14 protein-coding genes are annotated in these 13,510 nt (G+C 72.5%); 5 read left to right on the forward strand and 9 right to left on the reverse strand.

Annotation, left to right across the window (positions count from 1 at the left end; all coding sequences use genetic code 11):
- Positions 1 to 182 precede the first annotated feature (182 nt).
- On the reverse strand, positions 183 to 1,262 hold the full coding sequence (locus tag Aiant_RS08985; protein WP_189332465.1) for a carboxymuconolactone decarboxylase family protein: 1,080 nt from the start codon (positions 1,260 to 1,262) through the stop codon (positions 183 to 185).
- 98 nt (positions 1,263 to 1,360) lie between these two features.
- Here Aiant_RS08985 and Aiant_RS08990 point away from each other — a divergent pair, with 98 nt between their 5' ends.
- The gene (locus Aiant_RS08990; protein WP_212847015.1) at positions 1,361 to 2,002 is read left to right on the forward strand and encodes a MerR family transcriptional regulator; all 642 of its coding nucleotides are present in this window, start codon (positions 1,361 to 1,363) and stop codon (positions 2,000 to 2,002) included.
- A gap of 1 nt (position 2,003) precedes the next feature.
- On the opposite strand, the gene Aiant_RS08995 is transcribed toward Aiant_RS08990, so the two are convergent.
- Both Aiant_RS08995 and Aiant_RS09000 read right to left on the reverse strand, forming a co-directional pair.
- A complete protein-coding gene (locus tag Aiant_RS08995; protein ID WP_189332463.1) occupies positions 2,004 to 2,795 on the reverse strand; it encodes a TIGR03084 family metal-binding protein in 792 nt (263 codons plus the stop codon).
- The gene (locus Aiant_RS09000) at positions 2,792 to 3,226 is read right to left on the reverse strand and encodes an SgcJ/EcaC family oxidoreductase (RefSeq protein WP_189332462.1); all 435 of its coding nucleotides are present in this window, start codon (positions 3,224 to 3,226) and stop codon (positions 2,792 to 2,794) included. Before Aiant_RS09000 ends, Aiant_RS08995 begins: the two co-directional genes overlap by 4 nt.
- A 236-nt stretch (positions 3,227 to 3,462) precedes the next feature.
- On the opposite strand from Aiant_RS09000, the gene Aiant_RS09005 reads away from it, so the two are divergent.
- Both Aiant_RS09005 and Aiant_RS09010 read left to right on the forward strand, forming a co-directional pair.
- Positions 3,463 to 3,993 (forward strand): DUF5987 family protein, encoded by a 531-nt coding sequence (locus tag Aiant_RS09005; protein ID WP_212847021.1) that lies wholly within the window; start codon positions 3,463 to 3,465, stop codon positions 3,991 to 3,993.
- Positions 3,990 to 5,627 (forward strand): GMC family oxidoreductase N-terminal domain-containing protein, encoded by a 1,638-nt coding sequence (locus Aiant_RS09010; RefSeq protein ID WP_189332460.1) that lies wholly within the window; start codon positions 3,990 to 3,992, stop codon positions 5,625 to 5,627. The genes Aiant_RS09005 and Aiant_RS09010 overlap by 4 nt, the downstream gene beginning before the upstream one ends.
- A 106-nt stretch (positions 5,628 to 5,733) precedes the next feature.
- Here Aiant_RS09010 and Aiant_RS09015 read toward each other — a convergent pair whose 3' ends face one another.
- Together Aiant_RS09015 and Aiant_RS09020 are read right to left on the reverse strand one after the other, a co-directional pair.
- Positions 5,734 to 6,162 carry an SCP2 sterol-binding domain-containing protein gene (locus Aiant_RS09015; RefSeq protein WP_189332459.1) on the reverse strand — a complete coding sequence of 143 codons (429 nt, stop codon included), beginning with the start codon at positions 6,160 to 6,162 and terminating at the stop codon, positions 5,734 to 5,736.
- A 104-nt stretch (positions 6,163 to 6,266) separates the two neighbouring features.
- On the reverse strand, positions 6,267 to 6,710 hold the full coding sequence (locus tag Aiant_RS09020; protein WP_189332458.1) for a hypothetical protein: 444 nt from the start codon (positions 6,708 to 6,710) through the stop codon (positions 6,267 to 6,269).
- Positions 6,711 to 6,824: 114 nt separating this feature from the next.
- On the opposite strand from Aiant_RS09020, the gene Aiant_RS09025 reads away from it, so the two are divergent.
- Complete coding sequence (locus tag Aiant_RS09025) at positions 6,825 to 7,247, forward strand: hypothetical protein (protein WP_189332457.1); 423 nt, start codon at positions 6,825 to 6,827, stop codon at positions 7,245 to 7,247.
- 31 nt (positions 7,248 to 7,278) lie between these two features.
- Here the strand turns inward: Aiant_RS09025 and Aiant_RS09030 are convergent, their stop codons facing one another.
- The 4 genes from Aiant_RS09030 to Aiant_RS09045 all read right to left on the reverse strand — a co-directional run bounded on the left by Aiant_RS09030 (position 7,279) and on the right by Aiant_RS09045 (position 12,769).
- Positions 7,279 to 8,847, reverse strand: coding sequence for a GMC oxidoreductase (locus Aiant_RS09030; RefSeq protein WP_189332456.1), 1,569 nt, complete (start codon positions 8,845 to 8,847; stop codon positions 7,279 to 7,281).
- Position 8,848: 1 nt separating this feature from the next.
- Positions 8,849 to 10,450, reverse strand: coding sequence for a 3-oxosteroid 1-dehydrogenase (gene kstD, locus Aiant_RS09035; RefSeq protein WP_229830544.1), 1,602 nt, complete (start codon positions 10,448 to 10,450; stop codon positions 8,849 to 8,851).
- Between the two features lie 194 nt (positions 10,451 to 10,644).
- Entirely contained in the window at positions 10,645 to 11,679 is a 1,035-nt protein-coding gene (locus Aiant_RS09040) for an LLM class F420-dependent oxidoreductase (protein WP_189332454.1), read from the reverse strand.
- A 1-nt stretch (position 11,680) separates the two neighbouring features.
- On the reverse strand, positions 11,681 to 12,769 hold the full coding sequence (locus tag Aiant_RS09045; protein ID WP_189332453.1) for a Zn-dependent alcohol dehydrogenase: 1,089 nt from the start codon (positions 12,767 to 12,769) through the stop codon (positions 11,681 to 11,683).
- A gap of 97 nt (positions 12,770 to 12,866) precedes the next feature.
- Between Aiant_RS09045 and Aiant_RS09050 the strand changes: the two genes are divergently transcribed.
- Positions 12,867 to 13,472, forward strand: a complete 606-nt coding sequence (locus Aiant_RS09050) for a TetR/AcrR family transcriptional regulator (protein WP_189332452.1) — start codon at positions 12,867 to 12,869, stop codon at positions 13,470 to 13,472.
- The last annotated feature ends 38 nt before the right edge of the window (positions 13,473 to 13,510 follow it).

The following is a 13,510-nucleotide window of genomic DNA, read 5'->3' on the forward strand; positions in this document are numbered from 1 at the left end:
CTCACGCGTCACCGTGCGACTGAGGAATGGGCCGAAACCTGCTTCCGGGAATATGCCTTGCATTCAATTCCGTGTATTCATTCGGCCTGCTGAAAAGGCTATCGATCCCCAGGTGGGGCAACCACCCCTATACCTGGGGGTGGGCCCGCACAGCAATCGAGAAGTAGGAATGGATACCGGCACTACTCGCTTTGGATAGCTTCGATATCCGTTACCGGGCGCACGCGGCCGCTCAGCAGGCATGCGGCGCGGCGGGCGGCGGCCATGGCGGCCCAGGCAGCGACCCGTACGAGCGCGTCGTCGCCGTGCCCGGCCGCGCGCAGCGACGCGATGTCCCGGTCGGTCACCCGGTAGGACGCGAACGCCACGAGCAGCGCCAGCCGGGCCGCGGGGCGGTCGGCGGGCGACAGGGGTGCCACCCTTACCGCGATCCAGGGGTCGACAGCGAGGCCGGGCCCCGTCTCCGCCGGATCGGCCAGCCGGGCGAGCACCAGGTCGCGGACGGCCGCCGGGAGCACCGCGGCGCCGGCCTCGTCGATGGCCGCGGCGGCGCGGGCCAGCGCGTCGGCGATCGTGGCGACCGGCGCGGCCCAGCCCAGGTCGTCCGGCAGCGGGCGCGGCGGCAGACCGGTCACCGCCCGCCCGGGCGGCACGACCGCGCGGGCGAGGCGGCCGAAGACAGATGCGGCCACCCGGCGGGCGGCGTCCCGGCCACCGACCGGCACGTCGGCCAGCGGGGTCTCCGGGAGAAAGACGTTCACCACCCGGTTGAGGTAGTGGAAGGTGACCGCGACACCGGTGACGATCGCCGCCCGGTCGGCCCGGAGCCGGATCGGCGCACCGTCCCGGGCCCAGCCGGCCAGCGCCCGCAATGCGGGGTCCCGCACCTCGTCGAGGCGGCCCTCGGCGATCCGCCGGGCGTCGTCGTCGCGCCGGGTGCCGATCAGCGTCGCGCCGTGCACCTCCACGCAGTACGGGCAGGAGTTGGCGAGCGAGACGGCCGCCGCGACCGCCTCCTTCGCGGCCCGGTCGGCCGGGTCGCCGGCGAGCAGCGTCTCGCGCAGCACCAGCCAGACCGCGTCCAGCACCTCGGGGGCGGCCGCGTGCAGCGCCACGGGCGGCGCCGGCATGCCGAACTCCGCCTCCATCTGGCGGCAGACCGCGGCCACCCGATCCGGGGCCCTCCCGGGACGCACCGGCCCCAGGTGCCGGACCTGGCGAAGCACGAGACGGCGCACGGCAAGCGCGAAGATCGACGCCACGGGGTCCCCTTCCAGCTCGCCGAGGCCCAGGAGAGCGCTCTATTGCGAGTCCTATTTAGATCTTCTAAGGTCGGTCTCTCCCCCATGACGGGAAAAGCATGATGCGCATATCCGATCTGAGCCGGCAGTCCGGCGTCCCCGTCGCCACGATCAAGTTCTATCTGCGCGAGCAGCTGCTGCCACCCGGCGAGGCGACCGGGCGCAACCAGGCCACCTACTTCGAGGAGCACCTGCGCCGGCTCCAGCTGATCAAGGTGTTCACCACGATCGGCCAGCTCGACCTGACCTCGGTGCGCCGCCTGCTGACCGCGATCGACGACGAGAGCCTGCCGGTCACCGGGCTCTACGAGACCCTCAACCGGGTCCGGGTCACCACCGGGGACCTGACCCCGGACGAGGGGCCGGCCGTGGCGACCGCCCGCCAGGACGTGGACCGTCTCATCGCGGGCGCCGGCTGGCGGGTGCGGCCGGACGCGGCCACCCGCTCGCAGCTGGCGATCGTGCTGGCCGCGATGCGCCGGCTCGACTGCGACGCCAGCCTGTCGTTCTTCGACGACTACGTGGTCGCCGCCGACCGGCTGGCCCGCAAGGAGGTGAGCCGGCTGCCGCTGGACGGCGTGCAGCGGGCCGCGGCGCTGGCCCGCGGGCTGCTGCTGGAGGAGGCGTTCGCGGCGATCCACCGGCTCGCCGTGGAGCACCACGCCGAGCGGCACTTCCCCGACGAGCCGGTGGATTCGTGACCTACGCGAACTGCCCGGGTCGACGGCCCTCACCGGCGGGACCCCGGTAGGCCTGGGCGATCTCCAGCCATTGCTCGGCCGGGGCGCCGTCCGCGCGTACCGTCAAGTCCCGGTGATGGCGGCGGCGGGTGACCAGCAGGCAGAAGTCCGCGGCCGGCCCGGTGATCCGGGCCGCGGCGCCGGCCGGGCCGAATTCCCACAGCGCGCCCGAGGGCGCGGTGATCTCGAACCGGAACGGCTGCTCGGGCACCGGCAACCCGCGCGCCAGGTAGCCGAAGTCCCAGGTGCGCACCGCGAAGGTGACCAGGTACCGCAGCCGGTCGGTGTGCGTGCGCTCGATACCCAGCGCGTCGGCGATGTCCTGGCCGTGCCCGAACAGCTCCATCATCCCGGCCGCCGCGAGCGTCGCGGCCGGGATGGGCCGGACGAGCCACGGCACCAGCTGGTCCGGCGGCAGCGCGTCGAGCGCCTTGCCGGCCGTGGCGCGCTCCTGGCGCCAGCGGGCCAGCAGCACCTCCGGCGGGTCGTTGACGAACTGGCTCAGCGCCCGCTCGACGTTGGCGTCGAAGTCCGGGGAGAGCGTGCCGGCCAGGGCGCCGAACGCGCCCGGGTCGGCGGCGGCCAGCCCGGCCATCCGGAAGGTCGCCGCCAGATGCGCGATCTGGTGGGCGACGGTCCACCCGGGCGCCGGCGTGGGCGTGGCCCAGCCGTCCGGTCCCAGGCCGGCCACCATCCGGTCGACCTCGTCGCCGGACGCCGCCAGGGCGGCTGTCACCTGCGCGGCGTCGGTCATGCCGGTGCCCCCGCCGGGTCGCGCGGGCAGTTCTGATAGACCGCCAGCACCCACCGGTCGTCGCGCTTGACCAGGATCCACGAGGCGCGGATGGCGTTCGCCGAGGTCAGCTCGTCCTGCCCGGGCGGCAGCACGCCACCCTCGGTGAGCAGCGCGACCGCGCCGGGGCCGAGCGGCTTGATCCCGATCGGCGAACCGGTGACCGTGGTGCCGCGGTAGATCCCCTGGTAGGCGTCCGCCATGTACTCCCGGATCGCGGCCCGGCCGGTGCGGTGCACACCCGGCAGGATCAGCGTGCCGTCCTCGGCGAACAGGTCCGCGAACGCGTCGGCGTCGTGCGCGGCCCAGGCCCGCACCATCCGTGCCGGGACCGCGGCGATCTCCGCCTGGAGTTGTGCGGCCGCGCCGGCCGCCTCGGTAGTAGTGGTCATCTTCTCCCGCTTTCGGTCAGCGGCCTCGGCTCTCCCGGCGGCCGGGCGATTGACGTCCATCTTGGCGGCGGCGGACCGGCGGCAGCGTCTCCCAACGTGCGGCGGCGTCCGGGGGCGCAAACGGGAAGATGCGCCGGAAATAGGGGTCGGCCAACGATGAGATCCGAGCCTCCCCTACCCGAGAAAGGGGTACCCCGATGCTCGAGATCGCCGTAGAGCTCGATCCGGATCAGGTAATGACACTCGAGGCCTTCGCGGACACCATCATCCCGGGCGAGCGGCGCTGGCCGGGCGACCGGGCGGTCGCGGGCGCCGCGACCGGCGGCGGCGCGGTCGCCTCCGGCGCGCTGGACCTGCTGGTGTCCGTGGAGGGCGGCATGGCCGGCATGCTCGACACCCTGGCCGTCGGCCTCGACGACCAGGCCACCGAGTACGCGCGGCGGACCGGCCTGACCCTGGACCCGGCGGTGCCGCCCTTCGTGGCCCTGTCGTTCGCCGACCGCACCGCGCTGACCAGCGAGCTCGTCGCGCCGGCCCACCCGGAGCAGGAGCTGTGGGTGGCGCTGGCCATGTTCAGCGTGATGGCCTGGGACACCGGCGCCGCCGAGCACACCGTCGACGCGCTCGCCGCCGGGCATCCCGGTCTCGTCCAGATCGGGTTCACCCCGCCGGACGCCGACGGCCTCTGGCGCTTCCCGAACTTCTCGTACGGGCGCGTCCTCGCCAAGTCCCACCCCGACACCACCCCGACGGGAGATCCGGCATGACCACGACCGACAGCACCGACGTCGTCATCATCGGCAGCGGGTTCGGCGGCTCGATCCCGGCGTACCGGCTGGCCGCCGGCGGGGCCCGGGTGGTGGTCCTGGAACGCGGCCCGTGGCTCAGCGGCGAGGACTTCGACCACGACTTCAAGTTCGGCAGCTCCAGCAGCCGGGCCTTCGAGTTCACCATGGGCGACGGCATGAACGTGCTGGGCGGCAACTGCGTCGGCGGCGGCAGCGTCGTCTACTTCGCGGCCATGCCCCGGGCGCCGCGGTTCACCTTCGAACGCCAGGGCAGCATCGGCAAGCGCCTGTGGCCGTCGGCGGTCCACCGGGCCGCCCTCGACCCCTGGTACGACGCCGTCGCCGAGTCCCTGCCGATCACCCAGAACGACTGGCCGGACGTCACGTACTCGGGCGGTCTCTGGGCCGCGGCCTGCAACCACGCGGGCCGTACGGCGAACCCGGTGCCGGCCGCCATCGACAAGTCCAAGTGCACCAACTGCAACTGGATGATGTCCGGCTGCCGGTTCGACGCCAAGCGGTCGCTGCTGCTCAACTACATCCCGGCCGCGGTGGAGCACGGCGCGCAGATCCGGCCGCTGCACGAGGTGCAGTACATCTCGCGGACCCCGGACAACGGGTACCGGGTGCACTTCAACACCGTGGACGAGGTCGACTACCGGGAGGTGACCGGCAGCGGCACGATCGACGCGAAGATCGTCATCGTGGCGGCCGGCGCGGTGGCCACGCCGGTCATCCTGCAACGGTCCGAGGAGGCGCTGGGCGCGATGCCGTCCGCGGTGGGGCGGCACTTCTCCGGCAACGGCGAGCGGCTGAACACGGCGATCGTCAACGAGGACAAGGTCCGCGAGGTGCTCGGGCTCAGCCGGCCGGACGGCAAGGCGTACGAGGCCTATCAGATCGGCAAGGGCCCGGTCGCCGCGAGCTGGGACAAGCTCGACGGCAACCTGCCCGAGTTCAGCCGGCACTCGCTGGAGCAGCTGTACTTCCCGCCCGGCTTCGGCACCATCCTCGCCCAGGTGCCGGACGCGACCGGCCCCAGCTGGTTCGGCCTGGAGAAGAAGGAGATCCTGCGCCGCTGGCAGTCCTGGCTGACGATCTTCATCATGAGCGAGGACGACAACGAGGGCGTCTTCGGGCCGCCCCCGCCGACCGGCAACGGCGACCGGATCTCGCAGCAGCTGCTCAGCCGCGGCGCGCTGCGCTACCGGCCGACCGAGAACACTCTCGCCGGGTGGGAACGGGCCGACGCCGACGTCCGGGACATCCTGGAACGCGACGGCCTGTCCCGGGTGATGCCGTGGACCAACGACCCGATCGGGGCGTACACCGTGCACCCGCTCTCGTCCTGCCGGATCGGCGACGACCCGGAGACCTCGGCCCTGGACGACCGGCACGAGCTGCGCGGCCACCCGGGCATCTTCGTCACCGACGGCTCGTCCGTCCCGGCCGGCCTGACCGTCAACCCGGCCTTCACCATCGCCGCCCTGGCCGAACGCGCCGTCCCGGGCATCGTCGAGGCGGCCGCCGCCCGCGGGGTCCCGGTCCGCTACGTCGACCGCCCGCCGGCGCACGCCACCAGCAGCCGGATCCGGATTCCGCTCGGCGTCTGACCAGGACGAGAGGCCCGCCACCTTCCGGTGACGGGCCTCTCGTCATGGGTCACGCACACGGTCAGGGCCCGCCACCAGGTGATGACGGGCCCTCGACGCGCGGCGCTCACACCTTCGGCACGTCGAAGTACTGCGGGAACGTCCGGGCCAGACCCAGGTCACCGCGCGCCTTCAGCCGCCCGCGCAGGAACAGCGTCCACGCCGCCGCGTTCCCGGTGGTCATCCGCAGGAAGTTGGCGATGTCCAGCCGCAGGGTCAGCCGCGCCGGCCCGGTCGTCCCCGGCGTCGTCACACACGTGCCGTCCGAGATCGTCACCTGGTAGACGCCCTCCGCGTCGCCGGGCCCCAGCACGTGCCAGTGCACCACCGCCTCCACTCCGGCGGCCCGGTCCGCCCGGAACACGTCGGGCATCCCGGCGAAGATCCCGTCCAGCAGCGACGTCCCCTCCGACTCGCGCGCCAACTGCTCCAGCTCGGCGTCGGACGCGCCGTGCACCTGCCGCGCGAAGTCCCGCGGATTCGCCTCGATGGTCATGCCTGCTCCTCGGAATAGGGGTGTGAATAGGGGGTCCCTTCGATCGTCAGGGGTACCGAAATCCCCGGCCAACTCCCTACGTGCGCACGCGGATCGCGCTCGGTTCACTCGCCGCCGCACCCGCCGGTGTCGATCCCGCGCGAGTCGGGCAAGGCCCGCTCCATCCAGGCCCACTCGGCGTCGACGTCGGCACCGGTGAAGAGGTCGACGTCGCCGGCGTCGTGCACCACCACCAGCGCACGGTCGCCCTTGACCGGCGCGCCCGGCGGCCGTGCCGCGGTGGCCGTGAGGGTGGCCGCGCCCGTCTCCGGCTTCAGATATCGCACCGCCCCGAGCGTCACGGTGACCCGATCACCCTGCTCACTCACCGCCGTCACGTCCCCCACGGCGATCGTCTCCGCGCACGCCACCACCCCCGGCAGGCTCCGGCTGCCCGACCCGTCCGAGCTGTCCGCCGGATCCGCCGACCACGCGCAGCCCCCGGCCAGCGCGACACCGATCAGTCCCGCCGCACCGACCGGCAACCACCACCGCACCCGCCGTCTCATCCGCACTGCCACTTCGTCGTCCACCTGTTCATGGACGCGGCGCCGCCGCCCACGGTTCCGCACGAGAGCGGCACGGTGGCGGCTGATGCGTAGGCTGCGCCGCAGGAGGTGCGCGTGGCGGACGCTGAACTGGTCGATCGGCTGATCGCGGAGGTCGCGCACGCGCCGGACTGGCGTCGCCACCATGCCCGGCCGGGTCACCTCCCGATCTTCAACAACTGGGGACCCGTCTCCTACCTGACCTCGACCGGCGACGTCGTGCTGAACGACGAGGAGGCCGGGCCGTTGCGGGCCGCCGATGCCGCCGAGCGGGACTTCGCGCTCGCCCGGGCGGCCGAGCTGTACGCGGAACTCGCTCACCTGCGGCCGGCGCGGCCGCGGACCGCGGTGACCTGCGATCTGTGCCGAGGCTCGGGCAGACTGGCCACCTCCCCCGAGGGACCCCGATCGTTCGTGTACTGCCCGCCGTGCAACAGCCTCGGCTGGACGTCACCGATTGCCGACCGAACCGAGGCCGGTTGCGGTCCGCGGGTCTGACCATTTCGGTACGCCTCGAGCGCGCCCGGCGTCAGCTGACGTCGGTGGTGAGGATCTTCTCCAGGTTGCGTTCGGCCAGGGCGGTGATGGTGACGAACGGGTTGACGCCGGTGCTGCCCGGGATCAGGGAGCCGTCGACGACGTAGAGGCCCGGGTAACCCGGCAGCCGGCCGTAGTTGTCGGTGGCCTGGTCGAGGACGCAGCCGCCGAGCGGGTGGTACGTGAAGTCGTCGCCCCAGACCTTGTTCACCCCGAACAGGTCGCTCCGGTAAACGGTGGCCTGCGCCCTGTTGATGGTGTCGAAGAGCCGTTTCGCCGCGGTGACCGCCGGCTGGTTCTGGGCGGTCTGCCAGCTCAGGCCCACGGAACCGGTCGTCACGTCGTACGCGAACTGTGCTCTGTTGGGGTTTTTGGTGATGGCCAGATAGAGACTGATCCACAGCTCGGTGCCGGCCGGGAACGGCGCTATCTCGGCGAAGACCGGGCCGGCCGGGTCGGACCAGTTGTCGATGCCCATGGCGGGCATGCCGGACTCCAGGGCGCCGGTGGTGTTCCAGAGGTGCTGGGCCCGGGCGACCATGACGTTGCCGTTGTTGCCCCAGCCCTGCCCGACCGCGGCCGGCAGGTTCGGCAACTGGCCCTGTGCGCGCATCGCGACCAGGAGTTTGCTGGTGCCGACGCTGCCGGCGGCGAAGAACACCCGGTCGGCCCGGACGGTCTTGACGGCGACCGTGCGGCCCGCGGTGTCGATCTGGTTCATCGTCACCGTGTAGCCGGCGGGCGACGCCGGAGCGACGGCGGTGACCACGTGCTGGGCGCTGATGGTGAGCCGTCCGGTGGCGGCCGCGGCGGCCAGATACGTCTTGTCCAGCGACCGCTTGCCGAAGTTGTTGCCGTAGATGACCTCGCTGGCCAGCGCCGACCGGGTCACCGTGCCGGCCTGCTCCTGCCGCATGTAACCGAAGTCGTACACGTTGTTCAGGAACGTCGTGCGATAACCGGACGCCTTGGCCTGGTCGCGGCTGACCCGGGCGTACCGGTAGCAAGCGGCGGTCTCGAACCAGGCGGTGTCGATGGCGTTGACGCCGAGGGCCGCGTTGGCGCGCGGGAAGTAGGTGTCGTACATCGAGGTGACGTCGACCGACGGCAGGATCTGGGCGAAGTAGTCGCGCTGGGGCACCACCGCCATGCCGCCGTTGACGAGTGAGCCGCCGCCGACGCCCCGGCCCTGGTAGACCCGGATGCCGGCGAACTTCTCCGAGTCCAGCACCCCGGTGTACCGGCTGATCGACTTGTTCGCGTCGATGCCGAGGAAGTAGCCGACCGGCTGGTCGGTGCGGGTGCGCAACCAGTACGACCGGTGGTCCGGGTCGAGCATGTCGCAGAAGACCTTGCCGTCCGCGCCGGCCGTGGTCCACGCCATGCCCATCTCGACGACGGCGGTGGCGATGCCGGCCTGGGTCAGGCGCAGCGCGGCGACCGCGCCGCCGTAGCCGCTGCCGATGACCAGGGCGGGGACGTGGTCGCCGTCGTCGAGCGCGAGCAGGGCGGCCGGGACGCCGAGCAGGGCGGCACGCAGCAGGGTGCGCCGACTGGTCATCTCACACCCCCGCGAGCTCGTTCGCCGCGATGTAACCGAAGGTCATGGCCGGGCCGATGGTGGAGCCGGCGCCCGCGTAGCTGTGCCCCATCACCGCGGCGCTGGAGTTGCCGGCCGCGTACAGCCCGGGGATGACCGAGCCGTCGGCCCGCACAACCCGGGCGCGCGGGTCGGTCCGCAGGCCGCCCTTGGTGCCGAGGTCGCCCGGCACGATCTTGCAGGCGTAGAACGGCGGCAGCCAGAGCGGTGCGAGGCAGGAGTTCGGGACGACCGCGGGGTCGGTGTAGTAGTGGTCGTAGGCGCTGTCGCCGCGGTGGAAGTCGGTGTCCCGGCCGGTCCAGGCGAACCCGTTGAACCGGGCCACGGTCGCGGCCAGCGCCGGGCCCGGGACGCCGATCTTCGCCGCCAGCCCGCCGAGCGTGAGGTCCTTGACGACCGCTCCGGACGAGTACCAGGAGTCGGGGAACGGCAGTCCGGGCGCGACGTCACGGAACAGGTACCGGTTGCGGTAGTTCTGGTCGAAGATCAGCCAGGACGGGATGTCCGGGGTGACGCCGTTGAAGTCGTACATGACGTGCACGACGTCGCTGTACGGCGCGGCCTCGTTGACGAACCGCTTGCCGGCGCTGTTCACCAGGATGCTGCCCGGCAGGGTCCGCTCGGCCAGGCAGAAGTACGGCTCCCCGGGCAACGGGATGGCCGGCCCCCACCAGGCGTCGTCGAGGAAGTCGGTGGCCGCGCCCGCGAGCAGCCCGGCCCGGATGCCGTCGCCGGTGTTCTCCCTGGCGCCGACCGTCCAGTCCACGCCGATCGGCTGCCGCTGGTAGGCCAGGCGCATCGCGAGGTTGTGCTCGAAGCCGCCGGCCGCGACCAGCACGCCGCGGGTGGCGGTGATGCCGGTCGCGACGCCGTCGCGGGTGACGACGACGCCGGTGACCCGGCCGGTGGTGTCGACCTGGAGGTCGGTGAGCGGGGTGTTCAGCCAGACCGGCACCCCGGCCGCGGCCAGCCCGGCGCGCAGGGCACCGGCCAGCGCCTGTCCCATGGTCAGCGGGGTCTTCCCGGCCAGCACGGCCGCGGTGTACCGGGCCACGCACTCGGCCGCGACAGCGGTGCCCTTGGCGTTGACCAGCGCCAGGTTCAGCCACTTGTAGTCGGCGCTGAACACGGTCAGCCCGTCCGGGGTCGGCAGGTACGGCGGGTTGAGGTGGGCCAGCTCGGCGCCGAGCAGCTTGCCGTCGAACAGGTCCGGCTCGATCGAACGGCCGCGCGCGATGCCGCCCGGCAGCTCGGGGTAGTAGTCGGAGTAGCCGTCCATGTAGCGGAAGCGCAGCGGGCTGAACGCCTGAACGAACGAGATCATCGGCGGGCCGTTGTCGAGGAACGCCCGCTGCTTGGCGGTCGGCACGTCGCCGCCGACGACCGCGGCCAGGTACGCGGCGGCCTTGGCCGGGGTGTCCGGCACCCCGGCGGCGAGGATGACCTGGTTGTTCGGGATCCAGATGCCGGCGCCCGAGCGGGCCGCCGAGCCGCCGAAGGTCGGCGCCTTCTCCACCACCAGGACGCTGAGGCCGCGCACGGCCGCCCGCAGCGCCGCGGTCATCCCGGCGGCGCCGCACCCGATGACCACGACATCGTAGGAGGGCTGGGCTGCCTGCGCGGGACTGCCGAGCGCGGCCGAGCCGACGACGAGGCCGGCGGCCAGAAGCTGGCGCCGATTGAGGTGGGCGGACATCGGAGCTCCTCGGTGGTTGGAGCTATAACGCGTTCCACTATCCGACCACACTCGTCCTGATGTCAAAGGTTTGTTTCGGCGAGAACACGTTTCAGTTTCGCCACGTCCTCGACCCGTTCGGCCCGGGTCGCCGCGAGCGGCGACACCAGCAGCGTCGTCACCCCGGCGGCGGCCAGCGCGGCCACCCGATCCCGCACTTCGCCCAGCGATCCGACCAGAGCGGTCGCTTCCAAGAGCTTTTTCGGTACGACCTGAGCCGCCTCACCGCGTCGCCCGCTCAGGAACAACTCCTGGATCCGCGCCGCCTCCTCGGCGTAGCCGTAGCGGCGGACCAGGTCGTTGGAGAAGTTCCGCTGCCGGGAGCCCATCCCGCCGATGTACAGAGCGAGCTGCGCGCGATGCCGGGCCAGGAGCCGCTCGGTGGGCTCGGCCACCGCGAACGGCATCGGCACCATGATGTCCAGCGGGCCGAGCGCCGGGTCACGGCGGGCCCGCCCCTGCGCCAGCGCCGGCCCGAACACCTCGGGCAGCGCCTCCGGGTCCAGGAACAGCGCCTGCCAGCCGTCGGCGATCTCGGCCGCGAGGGCGACGTTGCGCGGCCCCATCGCCGCCAGCAGGATCGGAATCCGGTCCCGTACCGGCCGGTTGATCAGCTTCAGCGGCTTGCCGGCCAGCGGGATGCGGTAGTGCGCCCCCTCGTGCACCAGCGTCTCGCGGCGCCACACCGATCGGCAGATCTCCACGACCTCCCGGGTCCGGGCCAGCGGCGCGTCGTAGCGAACCCCGTGGAAGCCCTCGACGACCTGCGGGCCGGAGGCGCCGAGGCCGAGCGCGAACCGCCCGCCGGAGACGTAGTCGAGCCCGGCCGCGGTCATCGCGGTCAGCGTCGGCGTCCGGGTGTAGAGCTGCATGACCCCGGACGCCAGGCACATCGTCCGGGTCCGGGCCGCGAGGTAGCCGAGCTGGCTGACCGCGTCGAAGCTGTACGCCTCCGGCACCACCACCAGGTCGGCGCCGGCCGCCTCGCACTCGGCGACCTCGTCCACGGCCTGCGCGAAGCCCTCCCCGCTGTAGCCGAGCTGGATGCCCAGCCGCACGTCAGGCCGCCGGGTCGGAAACGATCACCTGCCGGATCACGTCGCCCCGGCCGAGCGCGGCGAGCGCCTCGTCGACCTGCTCCAGGCGCAGCCGGTGCGAGATCATGCCGTCCAGGTCCAGCCGGCCGGCCCGCCACAGCGCGATCAGCTTCGGGAAGTCCCGGGGCGGGTAGGCCGAGCCGTACAGCGACGGAATGATCCGCTTGCCCTCGAAGAGCAGCTCGAACGGGTTGAACTCCACCTGGTGCTCGGCCCGCCCGGCGCCGACCACGACGACCGTGCCGCCACGGCGGGCGGCGCTCCAGGCGGTCCGCAGCGTCTGCGGGAGGGCGACCACGTCGAACGCGTAGTCGAAGCCCTCGCCGCCGGTGACCTCGGTGACCAGGCCACTGAGGTGCTCGGGGGCGACCGCGTGGGTGGCGCCGAAGCGGCGGGCAACGTCGAGCTTGGCGGGCACGGTGTCGACGGCGGCGATGAGCGCGGCGCCGGCCACCCGGGCGCCCTGGATCGCGGAGATGCCGACGCCGCCGCAGCCGATCACCACGACCGTGTCACCGGGCCGGACCCGCGCGGTGTTGACCACGGCGCCCACCCCGGTCATCACGCCGCAGCCGACCAGCGCGGCCACCTCGTAGGGCACGTCGGCCTCGATCGGCACCGCGCCGATCCGCGGCACCACCATCTCCTCGGCGAACGCGCCGCACCCGGCCATCCCGAAGACCGGCAGGTCACCGGCGAGGAAGCGGGGCATCGCGTAGCCGGTCATCACGTGGGTCATGCACAGGAACGGCTCGCCGCGCCGGCACTCGGCGCAGGTGCCGCAGGAGGGCAGCCAGTTCACGATGACCCGGTCGCCGGGGGCCAGGTCGTCGACCCCGTCGCCGACCTCCAGGACGTCGCCGGCCGCCTCGTGGCCCAGCACCGCGGGCACCGGCTGCGGCAGGCCGCCGTCGCGGGCGGACAGGTCGGAGTGGCAGACGCCGGCCGCGCGCACGCGGATCCGGATCTCGCCCGGGCCGGGCCCGAGCACCGTCACGTCGTCGCGAACGTCGAGTTTCTCGCCGAGATCGTGGAGTACCGCGGCCCGCACCTCGCCACCTCCCTCAGAAATTAGAACGCGTTCTAGGCTACGGCGCGAGCCCGCACCCGAGCAAGCGATTGGCCGGGAGTGGGCCATAATCGAGCAGGTGACGACCACGAAGAAGGCCGCGCCGCCGTCGGAGCGCCGGGCCCACCTGATCCGGCTGGCCGCCGACCTGTTCGCGGAGAAGGGCTTCCGGGCCACCACGGTCCGGGAGATCGCGGACGCCGCCGGCATCCTCTCCGGCAGCCTCTACCACCACTTCGACTCCAAGGAGTCGATCGGCGACGAGATCCTGCGCGGCTTCCTCGACGACGTGCTGGGTGGTTACCGGGAGGCGGTGGCGGGCGTCGACGACCCGCGCGCCGCGATCGAGCGGATGGTGCGGTTCAGCACGGCGGCGCTCAGCCGGCACCGGGCCGCGCTGACCATGCTGCAGAACGACTGGGCATACTTCAGCGCCCAGAAACGCTTCGCCTACCTGCGCACGGCGATGAAGGAGATCGAGCAGACCTGGATCGACCAGCTGGAACGCGGCAAGCAGAGCGGGCAGTTCCGGGCCGATCTGGACGCCCGGCTGGTCTATCGGCTGCTGCGCGACATCCTCTGGATCCCCACCTCGTGGAAGCAGGCGCGGGGCAGGTCGTGGACCACCGACGAGATCGTCGAGGGTCTGCTGCGCCTGCTTTTCGACGGCATCATCGACCGCTGACGGTGTTACCCTCCCAAGCAAGCGCTTGGGAGGTAGCC

This window comes from Actinoplanes ianthinogenes, assembly GCF_018324205.1.
GTDB classification, from domain to species: domain Bacteria; phylum Actinomycetota; class Actinomycetes; order Mycobacteriales; family Micromonosporaceae; genus Actinoplanes; species Actinoplanes ianthinogenes.

Excerpts from the sequence above, each read along its gene's own strand:
- Aiant_RS08995 (WP_189332463.1), bottom strand. The coding sequence starts at position 2,795 with ATGACCGACGCCGCGCAGGTGACAGCCGCCCTGGCGGCGTCCGGCGAC.
- Aiant_RS09005 (WP_212847021.1), top strand. The coding sequence starts at position 3,463 with ATGACACTCGAGGCCTTCGCGGACACCATCATCCCGGGCGAGCGGCGC.
- Aiant_RS09010 (WP_189332460.1), top strand. The coding sequence starts at position 3,990 with ATGACCACGACCGACAGCACCGACGTCGTCATCATCGGCAGCGGGTTC.
- kstD (WP_229830544.1), bottom strand. The coding sequence starts at position 10,450 with ATGACCGCGGCGCTGCGGGCGGCCGTGCGCGGCCTCAGCGTCCTGGTG.
- Aiant_RS09015 (WP_189332459.1), bottom strand. The coding sequence starts at position 6,162 with ATGACCATCGAGGCGAATCCGCGGGACTTCGCGCGGCAGGTGCACGGC.
- Aiant_RS08990 (WP_212847015.1), top strand. The coding sequence starts at position 1,361 with ATGATGCGCATATCCGATCTGAGCCGGCAGTCCGGCGTCCCCGTCGCC.
- Aiant_RS09000 (WP_189332462.1), bottom strand. The coding sequence starts at position 3,226 with ATGACCACTACTACCGAGGCGGCCGGCGCGGCCGCACAACTCCAGGCG.
- Aiant_RS09020 (WP_189332458.1), bottom strand. The coding sequence starts at position 6,710 with ATGAGACGGCGGGTGCGGTGGTGGTTGCCGGTCGGTGCGGCGGGACTG.
- Aiant_RS09030 (WP_189332456.1), bottom strand. The coding sequence starts at position 8,847 with ATGACCAGTCGGCGCACCCTGCTGCGTGCCGCCCTGCTCGGCGTCCCG.